Source organism: Methylophaga sulfidovorans (assembly GCF_900114205.1).
Lineage (GTDB): Bacteria > Pseudomonadota > Gammaproteobacteria > Nitrosococcales > Methylophagaceae > Methylophaga > Methylophaga sulfidovorans.
This window is the reverse complement of the sequence record NZ_FOSH01000008.1, coordinates 133,414-156,600: the sequence shown is the minus strand read 5'-3', so window position 1 is coordinate 156,600 and position 23,187 is coordinate 133,414. Positions and strand designations below refer to the sequence as shown.

The 23,187-nt window shown below is 40.1% G+C and carries 23 protein-coding genes; 2 read left to right on the top strand and 21 right to left on the bottom strand.

The genetic code is table 11. The features are described from left to right. Positions 1-24 precede the first annotated feature (24 nt). The 11 genes from lpxD to rpsB all read right to left on the bottom strand — a co-directional run bounded on the left by lpxD (position 25) and on the right by rpsB (position 11,057). Positions 25-1,041 carry a UDP-3-O-(3-hydroxymyristoyl)glucosamine N-acyltransferase gene (lpxD, locus tag BM232_RS08725; protein ID WP_091713595.1) on the bottom strand — a complete coding sequence of 339 codons (1,017 nt, stop codon included), beginning with the start codon at positions 1,039-1,041 and terminating at the stop codon, positions 25-27. A 9-nt stretch (positions 1,042-1,050) separates the two neighbouring features. Continuing rightward, the gene (locus tag BM232_RS08720; RefSeq protein ID WP_091713592.1) at positions 1,051-1,557 is read right to left on the bottom strand and encodes an OmpH/Skp family outer membrane protein; all 507 of its coding nucleotides are present in this window, start codon (positions 1,555-1,557) and stop codon (positions 1,051-1,053) included. A 20-nt stretch (positions 1,558-1,577) separates the two neighbouring features. Next, positions 1,578-3,851, bottom strand: coding sequence for an outer membrane protein assembly factor BamA (bamA, locus tag BM232_RS08715; protein WP_091713589.1), 2,274 nt, complete (start codon positions 3,849-3,851; stop codon positions 1,578-1,580). Positions 3,852-3,909: 58 nt separating this feature from the next. Beyond that, positions 3,910-5,247 (bottom strand): RIP metalloprotease RseP, encoded by a 1,338-nt coding sequence (gene rseP / locus BM232_RS08710; RefSeq protein WP_091713587.1) that lies wholly within the window; start codon positions 5,245-5,247, stop codon positions 3,910-3,912. Further along, positions 5,235-6,422 (bottom strand): 1-deoxy-D-xylulose-5-phosphate reductoisomerase, encoded by a 1,188-nt coding sequence (gene ispC / locus BM232_RS08705; RefSeq protein WP_091713585.1) that lies wholly within the window; start codon positions 6,420-6,422, stop codon positions 5,235-5,237. Before ispC ends, rseP begins: the two co-directional genes overlap by 13 nt. After that, positions 6,419-7,249, bottom strand: coding sequence for a phosphatidate cytidylyltransferase (locus BM232_RS08700; protein WP_091713582.1), 831 nt, complete (start codon positions 7,247-7,249; stop codon positions 6,419-6,421). The genes ispC and BM232_RS08700 overlap by 4 nt, the downstream gene beginning before the upstream one ends. Next, complete coding sequence (locus BM232_RS08695) at positions 7,242-7,988, bottom strand: undecaprenyl pyrophosphate synthase (protein ID WP_091713580.1); 747 nt, start codon at positions 7,986-7,988, stop codon at positions 7,242-7,244. Before BM232_RS08695 ends, BM232_RS08700 begins: the two co-directional genes overlap by 8 nt. A 33-nt stretch (positions 7,989-8,021) precedes the next feature. After that, positions 8,022-8,579 carry a ribosome recycling factor gene (gene frr / locus BM232_RS08690; RefSeq protein WP_091713577.1) on the bottom strand — a complete coding sequence of 186 codons (558 nt, stop codon included), beginning with the start codon at positions 8,577-8,579 and terminating at the stop codon, positions 8,022-8,024. Positions 8,580-8,587: 8 nt separating this feature from the next. Next, positions 8,588-9,313, bottom strand: coding sequence for a UMP kinase (gene pyrH / locus BM232_RS08685; protein WP_091713575.1), 726 nt, complete (start codon positions 9,311-9,313; stop codon positions 8,588-8,590). A gap of 3 nt (positions 9,314-9,316) precedes the next feature. Then, the gene (gene tsf / locus BM232_RS08680) at positions 9,317-10,198 is read right to left on the bottom strand and encodes a translation elongation factor Ts (RefSeq protein WP_091713628.1); all 882 of its coding nucleotides are present in this window, start codon (positions 10,196-10,198) and stop codon (positions 9,317-9,319) included. 106 nt (positions 10,199-10,304) lie between these two features. Beyond that, positions 10,305-11,057 (bottom strand): 30S ribosomal protein S2, encoded by a 753-nt coding sequence (gene rpsB, locus BM232_RS08675; protein WP_091713573.1) that lies wholly within the window; start codon positions 11,055-11,057, stop codon positions 10,305-10,307. Between the two features lie 271 nt (positions 11,058-11,328). On the opposite strand from rpsB, the gene map reads away from it, so the two are divergent. Together map and glnD are read left to right on the top strand one after the other, a co-directional pair. Continuing rightward, the gene (map, locus tag BM232_RS08670) at positions 11,329-12,096 is read left to right on the top strand and encodes a type I methionyl aminopeptidase (protein WP_091713570.1); all 768 of its coding nucleotides are present in this window, start codon (positions 11,329-11,331) and stop codon (positions 12,094-12,096) included. Between the two features lie 15 nt (positions 12,097-12,111). Next, on the top strand, positions 12,112-14,730 hold the full coding sequence (gene glnD, locus BM232_RS08665) for a [protein-PII] uridylyltransferase (protein ID WP_091713568.1): 2,619 nt from the start codon (positions 12,112-12,114) through the stop codon (positions 14,728-14,730). Between the two features lie 42 nt (positions 14,731-14,772). Here the strand turns inward: glnD and BM232_RS08660 are convergent, their stop codons facing one another. The 10 genes from BM232_RS08660 to BM232_RS08615 form a co-directional block, all read right to left on the bottom strand. Next, positions 14,773-15,042 carry a ComEA family DNA-binding protein gene (locus tag BM232_RS08660; RefSeq protein ID WP_091713566.1) on the bottom strand — a complete coding sequence of 90 codons (270 nt, stop codon included), beginning with the start codon at positions 15,040-15,042 and terminating at the stop codon, positions 14,773-14,775. Between the two features lie 124 nt (positions 15,043-15,166). Next, positions 15,167-15,718 carry a sugar transferase gene (locus BM232_RS08655; RefSeq protein WP_091713564.1) on the bottom strand — a complete coding sequence of 184 codons (552 nt, stop codon included), beginning with the start codon at positions 15,716-15,718 and terminating at the stop codon, positions 15,167-15,169. Beyond that, positions 15,715-16,665, bottom strand: a complete 951-nt coding sequence (locus BM232_RS08650; RefSeq protein WP_091713562.1) for an NAD-dependent epimerase/dehydratase family protein — start codon at positions 16,663-16,665, stop codon at positions 15,715-15,717. The genes BM232_RS08655 and BM232_RS08650 overlap by 4 nt, the downstream gene beginning before the upstream one ends. Positions 16,666-16,686: 21 nt before the next feature. Continuing rightward, complete coding sequence (locus BM232_RS08645; protein ID WP_091713560.1) at positions 16,687-17,718, bottom strand: EpsG family protein; 1,032 nt, start codon at positions 17,716-17,718, stop codon at positions 16,687-16,689. Between the two features lies 1 nt (position 17,719). Next, positions 17,720-18,982, bottom strand: a complete 1,263-nt coding sequence (locus BM232_RS08640; protein ID WP_091713558.1) for an oligosaccharide flippase family protein — start codon at positions 18,980-18,982, stop codon at positions 17,720-17,722. Further along, entirely contained in the window at positions 18,982-19,902 is a 921-nt protein-coding gene (locus BM232_RS08635) for a glycosyltransferase (RefSeq protein WP_091713556.1), read from the bottom strand. Before BM232_RS08635 ends, BM232_RS08640 begins: the two co-directional genes overlap by 1 nt. Then, entirely contained in the window at positions 19,886-20,503 is a 618-nt protein-coding gene (locus BM232_RS08630; protein ID WP_091713554.1) for a DapH/DapD/GlmU-related protein, read from the bottom strand. The genes BM232_RS08635 and BM232_RS08630 overlap by 17 nt, the downstream gene beginning before the upstream one ends. Continuing rightward, positions 20,500-21,252: a glycosyltransferase family 2 protein gene (locus tag BM232_RS08625; protein ID WP_091713552.1), complete on the bottom strand. Its 753-nt coding sequence runs from the start codon at positions 21,250-21,252 to the stop codon at positions 20,500-20,502. Before BM232_RS08625 ends, BM232_RS08630 begins: the two co-directional genes overlap by 4 nt. Before the next feature lie 4 nt (positions 21,253-21,256). After that, complete coding sequence (locus tag BM232_RS08620; RefSeq protein WP_091713550.1) at positions 21,257-22,066, bottom strand: glycosyltransferase family 2 protein; 810 nt, start codon at positions 22,064-22,066, stop codon at positions 21,257-21,259. Further along, on the bottom strand, positions 22,067-23,170 hold the full coding sequence (locus BM232_RS08615) for a glycosyltransferase family 4 protein (protein ID WP_091713548.1): 1,104 nt from the start codon (positions 23,168-23,170) through the stop codon (positions 22,067-22,069). Between the last annotated feature and the right edge of the window lie 17 nt (positions 23,171-23,187).

Below are 23,187 nucleotides of genomic sequence, written 5' to 3'. Positions count from 1 at the left end.
TGGTAAAGCAAAACAACACTGGAATCAATCTTTAGTTTGTTGTTCAAGCTGTTTAACACGATCAAATAATTTATCCATTTGGCGATATCTAATCACGTTTTTATGCCACTGTTTTGCAGGTTCAACAGGAATTCCAGAGGAATAGATTCCTGCCTCATTGATAGACTTGGTGACCATACTCATTCCTGTCAGCTGTACGCCGCTAGCAATATTGATGTGCCCTGCCATGCCGGTTCCACCACCTATAGCGCAATATTCACCAATAGAAGTACTACCCGCAATCCCTGTACAACCGGCAATTACTGTATGTTTACCGATGGTGACATTGTGGCCAATCTGTATTTGATTATCGAGTTTCACACCCTCAGCAATAACCGTGTCTTCGATGGCCCCTCTATCAATTGTAGTATTGGCACCAATTTCCACATCATTGCCAATATTAACAGAGCCGACCTGAGGTACTTTTATCCAGTGTCCATTGTCGTTGGCGATACCAAAACCATCGGCACCAATGACAACACCAGGATGAATAATCGTCCGTTCACCAATGACCACACCAAAACATAATGTCACATTGGGTCTCAGTTTTGCGGCTTTGCGTATAATCACATCATGTTCGATAACACAGCCCGCTCCAATCACGACATCATCTTCTATGATGGCTGCTTGCTCGATGACGACGTTTGCACCAATGCTGACATTACGACCAATCTTTGCAGAAGGATCAATTGATGCCGACTGATGAATACCAGGCAGTTTTTTTTCTGTGGGGTGAAGAAGACTTGCTGCTTTTGCATATGCAACATAGGGATCATCAACTTCAATAGCATTGGTCGTGACATACTCGGCCATACCATTCGAAACGATAATGGCACCAGCCTGAGACTGAGTTAAGAATTTTTTATATTTTGGATTGGATAAGAAACTAAGCTGGGTTGATTTAGCATTTGATAATGTACCGACGGTGCTAACTATATAATTAGCATCGCCGATAACATTACCATTGATATGTTCCGCTATTTGAGCAAGAGTCAAACTCACAGGCGCACTCTATTTCTTAGTTTTTAACATTTCCAGAACTTTATCAGTCAGATCAACTTTATCACTGGCAAAGATAACACCTTGGTAAAGAACAAGGTCATAGGACTCTTTTTTCGCTAAATCAACAATAGTTTCTGCGATGTCTTTTTCAAGCTTTCTTAATTCTTCGTTACGACGAATAGATAAATCTTCACTATATTCATCCTGAAGACGTTGTAACTCACGCTGGTCACTTAATAAGTCACGTTCTTTATCACGACGTTGATCAGCACTTAAAATGGCGCCGTCTTTTTTCAATTTTTCTTGAGCGGCTCTTAATGCTTTATGTTTTGCTTCTAAAGATTTACTTCTTGCTGAAAATTCTTTTTCTAACCTTGCGAGTGCTGCTGCTTTCTGCGGTGATTTATCAAGCACCACGCCTGCATTTACAACACCGATTTTTAAATCTGCTGCATAAGCAGAAGGTGCGGCGATGAACAATGCAAATACTAGCCAAATAAACTTCAAATTCTTCACACTCAACTCCAAATAATTAATTAAAACGTCGAACCTAATGAGAACTGGAATGCTTCAGTCTCATCGCCGTCTTCTTTCTTCAACGGTGCAGCTATACTAAACGACATTGCACCGAATGGTGAAATCCATATAGCTGATAGACCGGCTGAATATCTCAATAAACCTGCATCAAAATCTTGATTAACATCGTAGACGTTACCGAAGTCAGTAAACGCACTAAGACGGAAAGATTTTAACGTTTTTTTCATAAAAGGTACTGGGAAAATCACTTCAGCACCACCACTCACCAGCATATTACCACCTAATGGTTCATCATCTTCTTTCACACCCAGTGTATTTGCCTGGAAGCCGCGGACACTTCTGATACCACCGGCATAGAAATTCTGGAAGAAAGGAAATTCTTTTGTATCACCATAGGAGTCACCATAACCGAACTCACCTCTCAGAGAGAAAGTAAATGTGTCATTAATAGGGTGATAAGCATTAGCTTTATATTTTAACTTGTAGTACTGCAATGATGGGCCTGGCACAGCAAACTCACCAGTCAGTGTTTGCAAGATACCACTTGTAGGTAATAAGGCATTATTACGATCATCACTCGACCACCCCAGATTCAATGTGACAGTATCAAAAGAATCGCCTTCTCGCTTAATAAAATCAGAATACCGTGAAATGGTATTGTCTGATGGCAAGTCAATTTCAGTACGCTCATAACCTACACCGAGATTAATACGATTATCTTCTGAAATTGGAATACCGAATGTTATATCACCACCAAAGGCATCAAGTGTATAGGTAGCTATATTCGCTTCATCAGCATCGGTTTTACGATAAAAAGCATTAAAACCTTGACTGATGCCATCAACGGTTACAAACGGATTAGTGTAACCGAAGCTATAAACGGTATTGATACTACTGTTATTAAAACCAAATCGGATATGCTTACCACTACCCAGGAAGTTTTTCTGCGTCACATTAGCATTGAAAATCAAACCATCTGATTGAGAAAAACCGATACCGGCAGAAAGACTACCAGACGGTGTTTCTGTGACACCAAAGTCTAAATCAACCTGGTCCTGAACACCTGCGACCGGAATGGTTTCAACGTTAACATTCTCGAAATAACCAAGACGAGATACACGTGCTTTTGACTGCTCTACTTTTTCAGTTGAAATCCAGGCAGATTCTTGTTGACGGAATTCACGACGTAAGACTTCGTCACGTGTTTTGCTATTGCCTGAGATATTAATACGTCTGACATAAGCTCTGCGACCCGGATCGATAAAGAAGGTCAAATCTACTTCGCGGTTTTCGCGGTCAATTTCAGGTACCGCATTCACGTTGGCAAAGGCGTAACCATCATTACCCAAACGATTAGTTAAATTTTCAGTACTCTTTGTAATCGCCTTACGCGAAAATACAGAATTTTCTCTAATCGTAACTAATTTGAATAGTTCATCTTCAGGGACGATCAAGTTACCTGCCAGACGCACCTGATGAATTTTATATTTTTCACCTTCACTGATATTGATAGTGATAAACATGTGTTTTTTATCATCACTAATCGATACCTGGGTCGACTCAACAGTAAAGTCAACGTAGCCACGGTCAAGATAAAAAGAACGTAGTGTTTCTAGGTCAGCAGATAATTTTTGACGAGAGTATTGATTATCTTTTGTCAGGAAAGACAGTAATGAACCGGTCGTCGTCTGAAAATCTGTCATCAACTCTTCATCATCAAAAGCATGATTACCGACAATGTTAATTTCACTGATTGTAGCGACGACACCTTCTGCCATGGTGATACGGATAGCAACTCGGTTTCTTGGTAGCGGTGTCACTTCTGAGCTGATGGCAACACCATATTTACCACGGCTGAAATATTGACGTTCCAGTTCCAGTTCGACACGTTCAAGCATGGCTTGCTCAAATACCTGGCCTTCACCAAAGCCTATTTCACGAAGTGATTTCAGTAACTCTGCAGAATCCATGTCTTTGTTACCAACAAGCTCGATACTGGATATCGCTGGACGCTCTTTTACTTTAATGACCAGTACATTGCCTTGTCGTTCTAATTCAACATCGTTGAAATACTTTGATTTAAACAAGGAACGAATAATGCCTTTAGCATCATTATCGGTCATCGTATCCCCTACTTTCACAGGGAGATAGTTAAAGACTGTGCCAGCTGAAATACGCTGTAATCCTTCTATACGGATATCTTCGATGGTAAAGGGCTCAGCTTTTACGACTGAGATAAACAAGAACAGGAGTATAGGCAGTAATTTTTTCATTGTTATCAGCAATAACTATCCGTCGACGAAAGAGTAAGTGTACCTGCAATTAATCTGATTATCCAAACACTCTTGATAGATCATTAAAAAAGGCAATAAACATTACCATTATCAAAACAAGGAAGCCCACTTTTTGAATCTGGACTTGTACAGTGTCGGAAAGCGGTTTACCTCTGACTGCTTCAAATGCAAACATGGCCAGATGTCCGCCATCCAGCATAGGAATGGGTAATAAATTCAGGATTCCAAGAGTAATGCTTATCATGGCAAGAAAACTGATAAATGACATCACACCTTGCTCAGCAGAACTTCCAGCGATTTGTGCGATGCTGATTGGGCCACCTAAATTATCTGTGGAAACCTTTCCGGTAATCATTCCCCACAAGCTTTTTAATGTCGATGAGGAAAAATCCCAAGTTTGAATCACCGCATATTTGACGGCGTCGATAGGTCCATAGCGTAAGTCAGCTTTAAGATCTTGTGGTATGGCGGTTTTACTTGCATCCACAGCAGCACCAATGCGGCCCTTACCATCCTCGCCAGTTTCCGGCACTAAGGTCAGCCCCAAGCGCTCATCATCACGCTGAACTTCAATATCCAGTTTTTTACCGCTGCTCTGCTGAATCAACTCAACCCATTGATTCCAGTTTGGAATCGTTTTTTGTTGTGCTGACAGAAGTGTATCTCCCGGCTTTAATCCTGCTTTTTCTGCAGGCGAGTCCGGCATCACTTCACCGAGAATTGGTTTCACCGCAGGACGAAGTGGCTCAATCCCTATTTTTTGGAGAATATTGCCAACTTGATCAAGACCAACTTGAGGGAGAGTAAGTGAATACTCTTGTTTAATACCTGTAGAACTGACAGTAATCGCAATTTTTTCGCCGTACTCAGCTTTTTGAATCAGCGCTTTATAAACACTATTCCATGTTGGTGTATCACTACCATCTATTTGCAGGATTTCATCTCCCGCATGTAATCCGGCTTCTGCAGCGATTGATGCAGGTCGAACATCATCAATGAACGGTTTAATACCTGAAACACCGACAACTAATAAAATCCAATAGGCAACGATGGCAAAAAGCAGATTTGCGATTGGTCCGGCAGAAACAATGGCTACTCTCTTCGCCAGAGACTGACGATTAAAAGCAAACTGAGCTTGCTCTTCGCTCACGGGCATTTCCCGTTCATCCAGCATTTTGACATAACCACCCATCGGAATAGGTGCTAACACATATTCAGTGCCATCTTTACCTACTTTTTGCCAGATAGGTTTACCAAAACCGACAGAAAAACGCAGGACTTTAACACCACAACGTCTGGCTACCCAGAAATGACCATATTCATGAATAATAATCAGGATAGCTAAAGCGATTAAAAAGAAAATTAATGAATGCATAAACCAATCTTACTTTTAGCTAACGTTCTCGCCGCGGCATCATCAGCCAGGATCTGCTCAAGTGTGTTGGCGTCATTAACAGGGAGTTCGGCTAAAACTTCTTCGATAATTCTGGCAATATCAGTAAAACGAATTTGCTCATCTAAAAAGGCTTGCACAGCTATTTCATTAGCAGCATTTAAAATTGCCGTCGCAGTACCACCATCATTTAACGCCTTATAAGCTAAGCGTAGACAAGGGAATCGTGCAAAATCAGCCGCACTAAAGTCCAGTCTGCCAACCTTTACTAAGTCCAGTGGTTCCACACCTGATGCTATTCTTTCAGGCCAAGACAGAGTATTCGTGATTGGGGTACGCATATCGGGATTACCCATCTGTGCTAACACTGATCCATCTTCATAGTCCACCATAGAATGAATAACACTTTGTCTGTGCAATACCACTTCAATTTGTTGACTTTCCAAACCAAACAGCCAGTGCGCTTCAATTACTTCCAGCCCTTTATTCATCATCGTCGCTGAATCAACTGAAATTTTTTGTCCCATTGACCAGTTAGGATGTGCAACCGCTTGTTCAGGAGTGACATCTTCTAGCTGCTCAAGCTCATAATCTCTGAATGGGCCACCTGAGGCTGTAAGAATAATTTTTCTCACACCTTTACCATTGAAATCATGATGCTGAGTATTTGCCACAGGAAGACACTGCCAGATAGCATTATGTTCACTATCTACAGGAAGTAAAGTTGCGCCATTATCGGCAACCGTTTTCATAAATAAGGCACCACTCATCACTAGTGCCTCTTTGTTGGCAAGTAAGATACGCTTACCTGCTTTTGCTGCCGCCAAGGTCGGTAATAAGCCCGCTGCACCAACAATTGCTGCTACAACAATATCGGTATTGGCTGAAGAGGATACCTCTTCAAGCGCTTTATCACCGACTTTAACAACGGTTTTACAATGATTTTTTTTAAGTGCTTCAGCCAGTTTATCTGCAGCTGCAGCGTCTAACATCACAGCAATTTCTGGTTTGAACTGGAGGCACTGCTGCAGCATCGATTCGACAGAACGATTGGCTGTTAGAGCATAGACTTTGAATTTTTCAGGATGAAGACTTAATACATCAAGTGTGCTTAAGCCTATTGAACCAGTCGACCCAAGAATCGTCACTGATTTCATTTATAACCGCCCATCAATAAGACAAGGAAGGTGAAAACAGGCACTGCCGCTATTAAACTGTCAATTCTATCTAATATCCCACCGTGCCCAGGCAATAAACTGCCACTGTCTTTTACTGAAAATGCACGCTTATACAGGCTCTCAAACAAATCACCAATAATGGATACCGCCACTGTAACTACGGAAAGTAAAAGCCATTCAAACAAAGTTATTGTTGTTGGTGTTTTTACCAAATAAAAACCGATGGCCCAAACCGAAGCGAGCACTACACCTCCAGCCACACCTTCCCATGTTTTATTTGGGCTGACTGCGGGTGCTAAGGCATGTTTTCCATAGCGTTTACCCGCGAAGTAACCACCAGTATCAGCTAACCACACTGAGACCATCACAAAAAAGAATAAAAATGCGCCCATCTCGCTAAAGGCTTTGAGTGTAATGGATGAAACCACAAAGACGGTTAATATCAGAATACTGCTAATCGCCCCGAAAACCTTGTTTTTGAATACCTGTGACAACCACGCTGACAGTGATTTACTTGAAAAGCCAAGGATCACAACTAATGCAATAAGCCAGATAAAGATGCCAATACTGATAATGAAATAAGGATTGAGTTGAGTGATAGCAAGATATAAAACGATAAGAAGATCGGCAGCCAGCATCACGCGCATACCAGGACTTTGAATACCTATCATCTGATGCCATTCCCAGGCAGCCAATAATGCAACAGCAACAATCAATGTAGTGAAAGTAGTTAATGAACTGGCAAAAACTGCCCAGACAACAAGAGGAATTAAAATAGCAGCAGTGATTAAACGTTGTTTAAGCATCAGATTGACCTTGCAATTGCTCAGAAGTACGGCCAAAACGTCTTTCACGTTTTGAAAATGAGCTGATAGCAGCATCTAATTGTTTGCTATCAAATTCGGGCCATAAGACGTCTGTAAAGAAAAATTCTGTATACGCCATCTGCCATAACAGAAAATTACTCACACGTTGCTCACCACCGGTACGAATAAACAAGTCGGGTTCAGGTAATGCTGAAGTCGATAATGACGCGCCGATATCCTCTTCATTGATATCTTCCGGCTTCAGTTCACCAGCAGCGACTTTCTGTGCAAGATGGCGAACTGATTGAGTGATATCCCAACGGCCACCGTAGTTAGCAGCGATATTGACTATCAACCCAGTATTATTTTGAGTGAGTGTCTGCGCCTCAGCTATTTTTTGCTGTAATGTCGGCGAAAACTTATCTATATCACCAATAATGCACAATCTAATATTATTGTCATGTAGCTTTTTAACTTGATTATCCAGTGCATGGCTAAATAACTCCATCAATAGTGATACTTCTTTACCAGGTCTGCGCCAGTTCTCACTACTGAAAGCAAATAAGCTTAAAACCTCGACGCCAAGTTCTGCACAGCGTTTTACAACATCAGCTACAGTTTTCACACCAGCACGATGCCCCATAAACCGTGGCTGTAATCGACGTTTTGCCCAACGGCCATTACCATCCATAATGATGGCAATGTGTTTAGGAATATTGTCTTTGGGGGGGGTATTCATTCAAGAATGGTCAATGAGAGTGTAACCACAAGGTTACACTTCCATTAAATCCGTTTCTTTTTCTGCAAGCACATCATCAATTTGCTTGATGGTAGCATCGGTGAGCTTCTGAATATCTTCTTCTGCACCGCGTTGCTCGTCTTCAGAGATTTCTTTTTCTTTCAGTAGGTCTTTAAGTGTACTGTTTGCATCACGACGAATATTACGTACTGCAATACGTGCATTTTCTGCTTCGTTTTTTGCCACTTTAACCAAGTCACGACGACGTTCTTCTGTCAGCGGTGGAATAGGAATACGGATAGTCATACCGGCGCTGTTAGGATTAACACCAAGATCAGATGTCATGATGGCCTTTTCAACAACAGAGACCATATCTTTTTCCCAAGGTGTTACAGTCAATGTTCTTGAATCTTCAACACCAACATTAGCTATCTGGCTTAACGGGACATTAGAACCATAATAGGGGACTTGCAGGTGATCCAGTAAACTGGTGTGAGCACGTCCTGCACGAATTTTCGCCATTGCTGTACCAAGAGCAGCAACACTCTTTTTCATACGATCAGCAGCATCTTTCTTGATATCTTCAATCATGATCAATCCTATTTCACTAATGTTCCAACTTGTTCGCCATAGATAATTTTTGTCAGATTACCTTTTGTGTGTACATCAAACACACGTAAAGGGATTTTTTGTTCCTGACACATGACGACAGCTGTAGTATCCATTACAGCAAGGCGGTTATTGATGACTTCATCGTAGCTGAGTTCATCATAACGAACAGCATTCGGATCTTTACGGGGATCAGCATTATAAACCCCATCTACCTGCGTCGCTTTTAACATCAATTCAGCACCGATTTCTACAGCACGTAAACTTGCCGCTGAATCTGTGGTGAAAAAAGGATTACCGGTACCGGCAGCGAAAATAACTACGCGTCCTTTTTCCAGATGTCTGATGGCGCGACGACGTAAATAATCTTCGCAAACCTCGTGAATTCTTATTGCTGACATGACACGACAGAATGTGCCATTACGCTCCAGAGCGTCTTGTAAGGCCAGGGCATTCATTACTGTCGCTAACATGCCCATATGATCAGCACTGACGCGGTCCATACCACTAGCGGCCAGACCCGCACCACGGAAAATATTCCCTCCGCCGATCACGACACCGAGCTGAACGCCTTGCGCGCTCAGCTCAGATATCTCTTTGGCAAAACGGGAAATCACTTCTGGCTGGATGCCATACTCCGCATCCCCCATTAATGCCTCGCCACTCAGTTTGAGCAAGACACGCTTATAAACTGGCTGACTTCCCGTTTGTGTCATAAATTATTTCCCTCTGGCTTGTGCCATTACTTCTTCAGCAAAATTATCTTCTGCTTTTTCGATACCTTCACCGACTTCAAAGAACTCAAAAGCGTCAATTGAAGCGCCAGCTTGTTTGATCAGTTTTTCAACTGTCACATCCGGATCTTTTACGAATGGTTGGCCAACCATGCTAATTTCGTTAACGAATTTCGCCATACGGCCTTCAATCATTTTTTCGATGATGTTTTCAGGCTTGCCGCTATCACGAGCTTGAGTCGCCACGATATCACGTTCTTTATCCAGTAATTCTTGTGATAATTCATCTGGAGAAATCGCTTGTGGACGATTAGCCGCAACATGCATAGCTAAGTCTTTAGCTAATTCTTCGTTACCACCTTTCAACTGAACCATTGTGCCGATGCGGTCACCATGACGATAAAAACCAATAATGCCATCATCAGTATTTAATGTTGTAAAACGACGAACTTGAATGTTTTCACCAATTTTAGCTACCAGTGCCTGACGCACAGTTTCAACTGAATCCCCAGAGTCTAGCGTTAATTGTTTTAAAGCATCTAAATCAGCTGGCTGAGCTTCCAACGCTTTTTTCGCTACAGCAGAAACGAAGTTCACAAAATCGTCTGCTTTTGCTACGAAGTCAGTTTCAGAATTCACTTCAACCATCACAGCGTGTTTTTTATCAGCACTGACTTCAATTCCGATAATACCTTCAGCAGTGATACGATCTGCTTTTTTATCGGCTTTTGCCAAACCTGATTTACGCATTTCTTCGATAGCGACTTCAATGTCACCATTTGCTTCAACAAGTGCTTTTTTGCACTCCATCATGCCTGAGCCTGTACGCTCACGTAGTTCTTTTACTAAAGCTGCAGTAATTGCCATTGCTCTAACCCTTTTAATCTGAATTGTTTTATGAATGCTCATCACTGAGCTCATATACAACACAGGCCCACCCTCGGGCGAGCCTGCTGAATTAAACTAGTAGAAATTATTCGCTGGCTGATTCAGCACTTTCTTCAGCAACTTCTACGAATTCTTCTTTTGCATCTGCAGTTGTAACAGAAGCACGGCCTTCCAGAATTGCATCAGCAATATTTGCAGTGTAAAGACGGATTGCACGCATTGAGTCATCATTACCTGGAATAACGTAATCAACGCCATCTGGGTTGCTATTACTATCGACGATAGCGATAACAGGAATGCCTAATTTTTTAGCTTCTTGAATAGCAATGCGTTCGTGTTCAACGTCAATAACAAACATTGCATCTGGTAAGCCACCCATTTTGCGGATACCACCAATGCTTTTTTCTAATTTTTCTTGTTCACGAGCCAGATCCAAAACTTCTTTTTTCTTCAGACCTTCAGTTTTACCAGACTCGATCATTTCCTGGATTGCATCCAGACGTTTGATTGATTGACGTACTGTTTGGAAGTTAGTCAACATACCACCTAACCAACGGCGGTTAACGTATGGCATGCCCGCACGTTCAGCATCTTCACGAATCGCATCTTGTGCTGCACGTTTAGTACCAACGAACATGATACGACCTTTTTTAGAAGCAATTTTGCCTACGAAGTTAAGGGCGTCGTTAAACATAGGTAAGCTATGTTCTAAGTTGATGATATGGATATTGTTACGTTTACCAAAAATGAATGGGCCCATTTTTGGGTTCCAGTAGCGGGTTTGGTGCCCGAAATGAACGCCTGCTTCAAGCATTTGGCGCATTGTTGTTTTAGCCATGAGTATACCTTTATAGTATGGGGTTGATCCTCCACGTACCCCAGCTGTCGACTAATTTAGGTCAGACCTAATAGCACCCCGACACCTGTGACGGCACATGTGTGATTTTGCCTTCTTTCGGCGCGCATATTATTCCATACTTAAGCAACAAAACAAAGCTAAAAGAACAATTAACAGTATCATCAGGAATGATCACTGGTGACTAAAGCTGATTTACGGCAAACTATGTCTGATATCAGAAACTTCATTTCAAAATTAGCAGGGAATTTAAATGGCTGTCAGTATAAAAACTGCCGAAGAAATTGAAAAAATGCGTGTAGCGGGAAAACTCGCCGCTGACGTTTTGACAATGATTGAATCACATGTTCAGGCTGGAATTACCACCGAAGAACTCAATCAAATCTGTCATGACTATATTGTCAACGAACAACAAGCCATTCCTGCCCCGTTAAATTACCATGGTTTCCCCCGTTCCATCTGTACCTCAGTGAATCATGTTATCTGTCATGGCATTCCCAGTGATAAAAAACTGAAAGATGGCGATATTATCAATATCGATATCACCGTCATCAAAGACGGTTACCACGGTGATACTAGTAAAATGTTTCAGATTGGCAAAACATCTATCTTAGCTCAACGTCTTTGTCGTGTTGCTCGTGAATCGATGTTTGTGGGAATTGAAATGGTCAAGCCTGGTATTCGTCTGGGCGATATTGGTCACGCTATTCAGACTTATGCCGAGAAAGAAAACTTCTCAGTTGTTCGTGAATACTGTGGTCATGGCATCGGTCAAGTCTTTCATGAAGATCCTCAAGTACTTCACTATGGCACACCAGATACCGGACTTGAACTTAAAGCAGGCATGACCTTCACTATCGAACCGATGATTAATGCGGGTAAACGCCACGTCCGCCAACTGCCTGATGGCTGGACAGTGGTGACAAAAGACCGTTCCTTATCAGCACAATGGGAACACACAATTTTAGTGACTGATAACGGTTATGAGATTCTGACTCTACGTGAAGAAGAAACCGTTTAATCTATAAGGTGTTGTATGCCTCAGCAGAATCTATCTATCTGGGAAGTTGGTAACTTAGTTATTCCTTCTGATGCAGAGGTAACCAATGAAATTTGTCGGGAAGCTTTAAAACAAAGTCAGCTATACCTTCAGCAACAGTTTGATTCTGGTAGCCCAATTGAAGAACTAGTGTATCAACGTGCCTCGTTTGTTGATGAAATTCTTAATCAGATTTGGCAACAACATATTTCTGATGACACACCAGTTAGTTTAATTGCTGTAGGTGGTTATGGCCGCGGCGAACTTCACCCCTTTTCTGATATTGATGTTTTAATCTTACTTGATGAGTCTATTTCTGACACTCCGCCAGATTCTCTTTCGAGTTTTCTGACCCAACTCTGGGATGTGGGACTGGAAATTGGCCACAGTGTCAGAACCATACAAGAGTGTCGTCAGCAAGCAGAAGATGACATCACGATTGCCACTAATTTACTTGAAGCCCGTTTATTGTGTGGTGCCTGTGAACTCTTCGAATCACTACAAAAACTGACTGTTACCAATAAAACCTGGGATACAAGACGCTTTTTTGAATTAAAACGACAAGAACAGTTAGATCGCCACCAACGCTACAACGATACTGCCAATAATCTTGAACCGAATATTAAAGAATCGCCGGGCGGGCTTAGGGATATTCAAGTCGTAAACTGGGTGGCTCAACAACATTTTGATGTCAAAAACCTGGAAGGACTACGTCAAAAAGGCTTTTTAGCCAATAGCGAATATGAAACCTTACAAAAAGCACAAAACTTTTTGTGGACAATTCGTTTTGCTCTACATCACCTTGCTGGTCGTAAACAAGAAAAATTGATGATCGACTTTCAGCGTGAACTAGCTAAAAAGCTAGGTTATAAAGACGATGACTCGCGGCTTGCCGTCGAAAAATTCATGAAAGATTATTATCGTTGTGCCCGCTCCGTCCGGCAAATGAATAGCCTATTACTGCAGCTATTTGAAGAAACGATTATCCTCGCTGATGAGCCCCGTGAAGTGAAAGTGATTAATCGCCGCTTTCAGTCTCATAATGGCTATCTTGAAACAATCAATCCTGGCATTTTTGCTTACTACCCTTATGCACTGCTAGAAGTCTTTCTTATTCTTCAGCAGAACCCTGAACTCAAAGGAGTCAGAGCCTCTACTATTCGTCAGATTCATGCCCATTTACACCTAGTTGATGATAGTTTCCGCCGTGATATAAAAAACCGAACCTTATTCATGGAAATTATCCGTCAGCCTAAAGGTGTGACCCATGAGTTTCGGCGTATGAATGAATTAGGTGTTTTAGGCGCCTACTTGCCTGAATTCGGTCGCGTCGTTGGCCAGATGCAACATGATTTATTTCATGCCTATACGGTGGATGAACACACGCTGTTTCTGGTTGGTAATTTAAGACGTTTTTCTTGTGAAGAGAACAGAGAAGAATTTCCTTTCTGTTCAGAAGTATTCAAGCAACTTCCTAAACCGGAAATACTCTATATCGCCGGCATTTACCATGATATTGCCAAAGGCCGAGGCGGTGATCACAGCGTTTTAGGTGTGGTTGATGCAAAAGCATTTTGTCAACGCCATAATCTCAGTGATTATGATACGAATATTGTGGCTTTTCTGATCCGCCAGCACCTCGCTATGTCAACCACAGCCCAAAAAAGTGACTTGGAAGATCCAAACGTCATCAAAAAATTTGCCGAGTTAGTCGAAACCACAGAGCGACTCAACTATCTCTACCTATTAACCGTTGCCGATATAAGAGCTACCAATAATAACTTGTGGAATGGCTGGCGCGACTCTTTACTGAAACAGCTTTATCACAGCACTCATCAATGGATTGAACACACCGAGGCTCAGGCAAAAAGTACCCGCGAGAAAAGTTACAAAAAATATCAGGAAGCAATGCAAAAACTGCTTGCTAAAGGCCGTATCCAGGAAGATATCGGCAAACTCTGGCATGCGTATGATTTGGATTATTTTCTACGGCATTCCGTCGACGAACTTGTCTGGCAATCAGAACAACGCTTAGACCATATTGATGAAGATCCATTAATTGCACTAAGAAAACACAACGATCAACAGACGCTGGAAATTTTTATTGTCACTCATGATCGAGCCGGTATTTTTGCTGCTATAACGGCTGCTCTGGAGCAATGCCAACTGAATGTTCTCGATGCTAAAATCAACGTCACTAATGAACATGATGCTTTAAATACCTTCATCGTGAACGGTGACAGGCTTGATACCAGACAGATTACCCGCTCGCTTGAAAAGCAATTAGCCAATACTTCTCATGTGAAGCCATATAGTCCAACCATTACCCCCAGAACCATGAAGCTGTTTAAAACACAACCAAATATTGAGTTCGAAACAAACCTTCAGCAAAATCATACAGTGATGTCTTTACATACGCATGACAGACCAGGTCTGGTATCAGCTATCGCACAAGTGTTTCTGGCATGCAAAGTGCAATTAATCAACGCCAAAATTAATACATTAGGTGACCAGGTGGAAGACATCTTTTTTATCACCACAGCCAATGAAAATGCACTTGATGAATTGGAAGAAAATGAACTTAAAGAGCAACTTTTGAGTAGTCTGTCCCAATAAAAAACGGCATGTATGACATGCCGTTTTCTGCATCAGATACTATTACTTTTTGGAGACCATCAGATCTTCAGAAAGCTGTTGTAGTTTCTTCTCGCCGATACCTTTGACATTGGTGAGTTCATCAACGGTTTTAAACTCACCATGAGCATCACGATACTGAATAATGGCCTCCGCAGTCGACGGCCCAACACCATTTAACATCTGCAACTGTTCAGAGGTTGCCGTGTTGAGATCAATCTTGTCGGCAGCAAAAGCAAAAGAGCTGCTTAGAAAAAGAGATAATACCAATGCAAAAAGTGATTTTCGTAACATAATCCATACTCCGTGTTAAAACTAAGTCCATAAACAGTTTCTCCTGAAACTGAAGCTTTAGATTAGATGAAAAAACAAACGGAAATCAAACAAACTTTTTGCATTGTGTGAGCTGGCTCACAACTCATTTCCTGATACGGTCCCCCGCTCCCTTGCCAGTCAAAGTGAGAAAAATTAAATAGAAATACTGTTTGACTGAAAACGAGGCAATCATTTTGGCATCTGTTTCAGCAAGTAACTCAGGAGTCGACATATCAATATCATTGACCTGAGCTAAGCCAGTAATACCAGGGCGTACTGAGAACACATTCAGTTTGTTTCTCGCTTCAATCAACTCATGCTGACTTTCCAGGCATGGCCTTGGACCAACCAAACTCATATCACCTTTTAATACATTCCAAAGCTGAGGAAGTTCATCGAGTTTAGTCCTTCTGAGGAACCGCCCGAAAGGTGTCACTGAAGACTCAGCCGCCAAATGTGTGGCCACATGAGCCGTGTCTTTCCGCATAGTTCTGAACTTAACCAATGTGAAAATCGTTTTCTGTTTTCCGACCCTTTGCTGAAAAAATAACGGGCTACCAGAATCAAAAATTCCCAAAAACAACAATATGACAAGTAAAGGAGAGAATATAATCAGTCCAGTTAAAGCAAAAAAAACATCTAAAATTCTTATCATTTCTCTCTCTCTACCATTTTTCTTAATTGGCTAGGTAAATCAGAGATCGGTTCCCAGCCAAGTAACACCTTTGCCTTGTCTTTTCTGACTATTAGACAACTATATAACTTTCTATATATGTTGTTTTTTCCTATACATACCAGTAACCATCGCAACGGCGTTTTTGGTATATAAAAAAGCCTTAGCGACTTCTTGTAGGCTTCAGAAATGGCAATGAGTAAACCCGTTGTAGACACATCATCCTTATCAGCAATCAGAAAAGTCTCATTTTTTGCTTTTGGCTTTTCAATACAGGTCCATATAAAGTCAGTCAAATTGTCAATTGCAAGTACTGATCGCCAGTTTTTCATTTTTGCGAAAGGAAGTGGGACTCCTTTTCCTACAAGCTTTATCAGTTTCTCGAAATTACCTTTAACCCCAGGCCCATAAACCAAAGGTGGACGTATTATCGTGTATGCCATATTGGATGCATGACAGATAGTTTTTAAGTGATTTTCGGCGGCTAATTTCGAATGAGCGTATTCATCCTCAGGTAATGGTATGTCAGTCTCACAGAAAGGCTTTAATGTATCACTCGTTTCTTCACCGTTTACCTTGATTGAACTTATAAAAATAAAGTGTTTTACCCCCACAATAGCAGCTCTACTTGCTAAAACTCGAGTTAACTCCACGTTTACTTTTTGATATACGGCTCTTGCCTTATCCTCGTTTTTATTCGGAATATCTATAGCAGCCAAGGCATGAATAATCACATCAATTGAACTCAAATCCAGTGATGAAATAGTTTCGCTGTTTATTTCTGGATAAAGCCAATATTCAATTTCGGGGATAGATTTATCTGAGGCTGTTCGCTGTAATGCGACAAGCTCAACTTCCTTCTCTTTAGACCATGAAGCAAGTACATTCTGCCCAATAAAGCCATTTGCACCCGTAATTAAAATTCGCATTTATTTAATGTAACAACTGTTTTATTTGAGAAAAGGAATTAGTGAGGGGTACAGATAAACAAATCTTGCTAAAGCGTAAAGCACTGCAAAGGTGATTATTAAATAACATACCCAATAATATTTATTTTTCTGCCACTCCAAAAAAACACTCGTCAAATAGAGTGGTAGCGTAATCATCATCAACTCCGCTAACCGCGTGGCAGGAGCGACATGAGTATACATCGTTGACATAAATATAATACCCATAAGTCCTGTTCCAACTAAAACTCTCTTTTTAGGGTCAGAAAAAATAGAGTTTCTAAGTGTATAAACCACAAAAAGGTTTAATGCATAAAATATCGCTAAAAAGTAGAAGAATAGCCCAGTGCGGTTCTGCTCACTAACGATAGTAGGATCAGCATAAAATAAATATTTTTGATTAATATAAGCCGACAATAATTCTATTATCTGGAAGAGTGAAATATTAAAAAAAATAAATAAGGGTGATAGCACGAAGACTATTACCAAAGCAGTAAAAAAATGTTTGCTATAGAAAATTGGAAATATAATCAAGAAAACTAAGCAAGTGAAGTGAATTTGTGATGACAAGAGAATTAGGCAGAAGCTTAATACTGGCTTCTTATCGTACAAAGTATAAATCGCCATTATCACTAGAGCGGTGGCATAAGCAACTCTGAGAACAGTTCCTTCCAATAAAAAAAGGTAGAAACAGCAATAAAAGAAAATGGTTAGCCATGCTCTATCACTCATTTTCTGGTAGAAATTTAACTTTAGCGTTAACAGGGCGCTCGTCGTCAATAAGATAAATGATTTAAAACCGATCAACTCACCCCAAAACTTACTGCTCCAGAAATATACAACTTCATGAGTTAATGAAAATGAGAGAATCAAGTCCATCCAGCTTTTTTCTTCAATAAACAAAAATAACCATTTGTAATCTTTCCAGTCTTTTGACGCAGAGATCATTAATAAAAATGCAATAAGACCCAAGGTGAGATAGATGGTATTAGTTAGTACTTGATTTCGCTTTAATTGAAACTTTATAAATTCCACTTTATTTATTCCGGATATATCTATTTAGCATGCTACGCAAAAGCAAAGCTTCAAAAACGAGTCTCGCTGACCATACAAAGCTAGCACCTAGGACGCCATAAGTCTGAAATACATTAGGTGCGATCAACACATATAGAAAACTCTCAAACAAAAAAACGAACATGAGTAATTTAACTTTACCTTTCGCAAACAAACTGACTAAAGGTAACTGCGAATAGGCCGCAGCCATAACACCGACAGCTAAGACAAGTACAATAATACTAGCTGATTTATCAATCACTTCCATAGCAAAAACAGTGGTGATAATGAAAGAAAACAACAGTAATCCTAAAAGGTAAAATAAGTTGAGCAAGCTAACCTTTTTATACCAGTTAGTAACTGCATACGCTTGTTCACGACTCTTATCAGGCTTAGCCATAATGGGCACTAAAACAATAGCGAGAGACCAAGGTAAAAGAAGGTAACGGCTCATAATGTCCTGACTTAATATATAAACAGATAATTCACTCGTTGAAAGATATCCTGCGACAAAGAATCTATCTAAGAAAATAAAACCTGATGATATAAATCCAGCTATCGCGGCATAAAAACTATAATTAATTATATTTTTTAACTTCTTAACACCTCCCACCCTAAATATTGAAGGTAAATAATTACTGGATAATAAATAATAAAAATAGAAAGAAAAGATTCGAGAGGTCACCAAGGCAACAGCTACTGCAAAAACCGAAGATGAGAGCGGATATACAAGAAGGGGAAATAAAAAAAGGCTACATCCAGACACCATTTTTGCAATATTAGCTACTCTGAATTCACCTTTTCCCTCTAAAGCTCCCCTATACACCGAAATTAAGATTGATGGGATGAGACCAAGAGCAACAATCTTGAATGAGTTAATCAACTCATTCTGAATTTTTTCGGCAGGTTTTAACCAGCCAGTTATAAAAGGCTCAGAGAAGAAATAAATTGTTGCCATTCCTACGAGTCCTACGAGCCCCCCGATAAACATCCCTGATTTGAGATACTCACTAATATCCTTCTCTGACTCTAATGAGGGTATAAAGTGATGAAGGCTTCTCGATAAACCAAAGTCATACACAACTAAGAACAAAAAAATAGAACACAAAAGAGAAACATAAGAAAAAATCTCAGTTCCATGTAGAAGAGCTAATACAGGCAGACAAATAACAGCTGCGCATGCGGGTAAAACACCACCCAATAAACTCCACAATGAGTTTTTACTAATAAAATCAAATAACTTCATCAGAATACATATGTAATTAGCATTAATGATAATACTAATTGATGAGAGCGTTCCCTCCTGAACTTACTGACATTAAATGCCAGTACAAGCCTGTCAGAGAAATTTAATCTAACCATACGCTGCATAAGAGATGAAGATGTTTTTTTTTCCTGACAATAGCTTAAAAGTAAGTATGAAAGTAATTGAACCTGATTTCTATACCATCGCTGCTTTACAGTTACTAATCTTTTTATAGATGCTCGGAAGCCTTTATGTACACCCACCACATTGTGTTGATGCTGTCGATATTTTAAGAGTGGTCTTTGTTCAATATACCATTGATAATTAGCCGCTCTTGCATACGCATAAATTAGCCAATCATGAAGATCTGGAAGATTTTCATCTGCATGTTTCTGAACAAAGTTATGAAGCTCATCAAACAATGCTCTAGTTACACAGAAGGAACAGCCAGGTCCAGCTGACTCAAATAGATAATCTAATTGCTTGAGAGGTTGTGCTTTATTAATAAAAGCGCGCTGCCCATCATCCCAGAACGCGACCACATTGCCAGATGTCGCATCAACACTTCGTTTAATTAATGTATGAATCTGATATTCAAGTTTATTACTCAGCCATATGTCATCTTGATCAGCAAAAGCTACAAAATCAGCATCTAAAATATCAGCCTGCCTAATTAGCCGATAAAAATTTTTCCCGGCACCGTTTACTGCAGAATGGTCTGATAACAGAGTCACTCTTGCATCAGTTTTTGCAAGCTGCTTTACAAGGGGATATGTCCCATCAGTTGAACCGTCATCAGATATGATCAGTCTGACATCAACATCCCTTTGCTCCAGTATTGAATGAACTTGCTCTTCAATCCAGTTTATTCCATTATGAGTAGCCAGAAGCACTGCTACTTTTTTATTTGGTAGATTCATCCTGATTTCTTACTTTGATCCATCGTTTTGTATTGAAACAGTATTTTTTGACTATTCTAGCTGGAACACCTACTACAATAGTATTTTTATCAACATCCTTAGTAACAACTGAACCAGCCCCTATGACGGCACCTTGACCTATTGTTACTCCAGGCATGATTGACACAGACTCTCCAATCCAGACTTTATCCTCTATAATTACCGGGGCAGAATACAGTTCCCGGTCTGTTGGATTCTCACTTGGTGATGATTCAATATGTTCATTACTGTAGCAGCCGTGATTATGATCAGTAATGAAGACCTTACTTGCAATCAAAACATCATTACCAATCACCACTTGATCAACAGCACCAATGTGAACATAGTCATTAAGTTGCACTCGATTACCAATTACGATCTGATGTGGTTTTGTTCCAAGCGCATCAATTCGGACCCCAACACCCGTTGTAAAATGTTTCCCCCATTTAACGGCAGAACGTCCGCGAATATAAAAAGGCAAGCGTATAAGGCGAGCAGGTTTATAAAAAATCTTGGTTACGACTAATGCACTCGCTAACCTAATAGAGCCAAAAAAACCATAACGCTTCAATAAATGTCTCATGGACGCTGCCAGAACTGAGGTAGTCGTGATGCTGTTTTTATTAAATTGAAATAAAAAGGAATTTTCAGGTTATTTTTTTTACATGCCTTAAAAGACTCGATATTCCCTTTAATAATATTTCTTAACGAGTTATTACTCGCTCCACCTATTCGCATCTTTATCATTATATTAGGAAGGTACACTGATGTAAGACGGTAAATTTCTAAAAAGCGCATGGTGAGCTCAAAGTCAGACTGAATTTTATATTCGGTATCGTAATACCCAAGCTCATCAAAATAATGTTTTCTAACAAAAAATGTGGGATGTGCTGGCATCCAGCCTCGTTGGAAAAGCCCAGGAACAAAGCATCGTGACTTCCAGTATCTTATGATCTTATCCGTATTTTCTTTATCAACATAAACAAGATCACCATATACAACGTCAATTAAGGGATCAAAAAAGGCGGCAGCAACATCACTGAGTACATTTTCATTCTCATAAAAATCATCAGCATTGAGAATACCGACAATATCGCCTGTAGCAGCTTTTATCCCCTTATTCATTGCATCATAGATACCATCATCAGGTTCAAAAATATATTTTGAAACGGATGTAGATTTATTGATTATCTCCCGTGTACCGTCTGTAGATCCTCCATCAACAATGATGTGCTCAATAATCGGATAATTCTGTGAAGCGATTGATTCAATCGTGGACTTTATTGTTTCAGCGGCATTGAAACAGACAGTAATGATAGATATTTTTAACATTTATTTAAAACCGAAACCCAAATATCCTTCTTTTTAACTGTAATAACATGGAACACAATCGCTTAGGGAAAATTCTATAAGCCAATATTTTTGCGTATATGTATGTACAGAAAAAAATCCGGTGTGAATAGGGTGTAGACAGATTCATTTCCTTTCGTAACCTATTCAACTCGATATAAGTATTCCTAGTGTTAGGAATATTCGAACTAACCCCCGAAGCATCCATGCAAACTATAGGTTCAGATAAATACTCTAAAGTTGAAATTACCAAGGCTTTAATTAGAAATTTACTATCTGCCGCAATTTTATAGCTCTCATCAAACACCTTTTCAGATTCAAATAACTTTGCTCTCTGAAAGGTACCTTGATGGGGCGGAAGCTTAGGTCGCAAGAACTCCCATCCCTCCGATATCTGGCCATAAACACATAACTGCTGGTCATTTTTATCGATTAAATGCACATCACCATATGCAAGATGAATATTTTGGTCGATATTCGTCAACTTGCCAGCGATCTTCTCCAAGGTCTGATGACTATAAAAATAATCCCCCGCCCCTAAAAAAATGACCCAATCTCCCTCAATGAGCTTTAAAGCTCTATTCCATGCTTGATAAATTCCCGTATCAGGCTCACTAATTAAATTTGTAACAACATCGTTATTTTGGTTAACCACCTCAAGCGTTCTATCTTCAGAGGCACCATCAGCAATAATCCACTGTTTAAATGGATAAGTTTGATTTCGTATTGAATCAGCCGTTTTACGAAGGAGATCAGCGCAATTGTAGGTTGATGTAATGATTGTAAATTTAATCATTTAATTATCACGAAGAACTTCGGAATAGACTTGCAGCGTTTCTCGTGTGCATCGCTGCCACGTAAAGTGTTTCACTCTTTCTTTACCTTTAACTATCAATGCCTCTCTTAATTTCTTTCCTGTCAAAACCTTTTCCATCGCATTCGTCATTGACTCATGACTCTCAGGATCAAATAGTACTGCTGCATCTCCTACCACTTCTGGAATAGAACTAATATTGCTGCATACTACCGGACAATCGAGGTTCATCGCCTCTAATGGCGGAATTCCAAACCCCTCGTATAGGGAAGGATAAATAAATAAAGATGCTGCCGCATAATAACTTGCAAGTAATTTATCGTCCCCGGAAACATGATGCATAGAATTGATATTGACTCCATGCTGCGTTGCCCAAGAAAGTTCATCTTGAGTAAACGCACCACCGCCAAAACAAACAATTTCGTATTGTTCTTTCAAAAATTTAGACAATGAATATGCAACTAGGAATTGCTTGAAGTTTTTATATGTCTTACGACTGCCCACATAAAGTAAATAAGGCTTTCTATTCAGCTGAGCCGATGGCGTGGGGAGTGGTGTAAACCCTAAATAAATAACCGAAATCTTTTCTTCTGCCACATGAAAAAAACGAATCAAATCCTTTTTGGTTTGATTCGAAATACAAATCACATGATCCGCTCTTTCAACCGCTTGATATTTTTCTCTTGAGGTTGGATCTTTTTGCGAAAAGTTTTCTGGAAAACGCTCATGAATCATGTCGTAGACAGTTAAAACTGTTTTTGTCTTTTTTTTAGCCACGCGTAATGCGGAATAATATGTCTCATGAACAATGTCTGGGGGAAAGCAATAATAAAAAGGCGCAGTTAGAACATAATTAATGAGCCGATAGATACGACCACTTATCGGAAATACCGGCACCTTCAAACCAGTTACACTTAATGCTGCTTTTTTACGACATTCATCTAGATAATGATTGACATATAAAGGATTAATAACGGAAATTTTATGACTAGTCTTACTGAGACTCACCGACAAATCAGCAATATAACGCGATATTCCACCAAATTTTTGCCAAGCAAAAATTTGATGATCGAAATAAATTTTCATTCAACGAGACGTCCTAC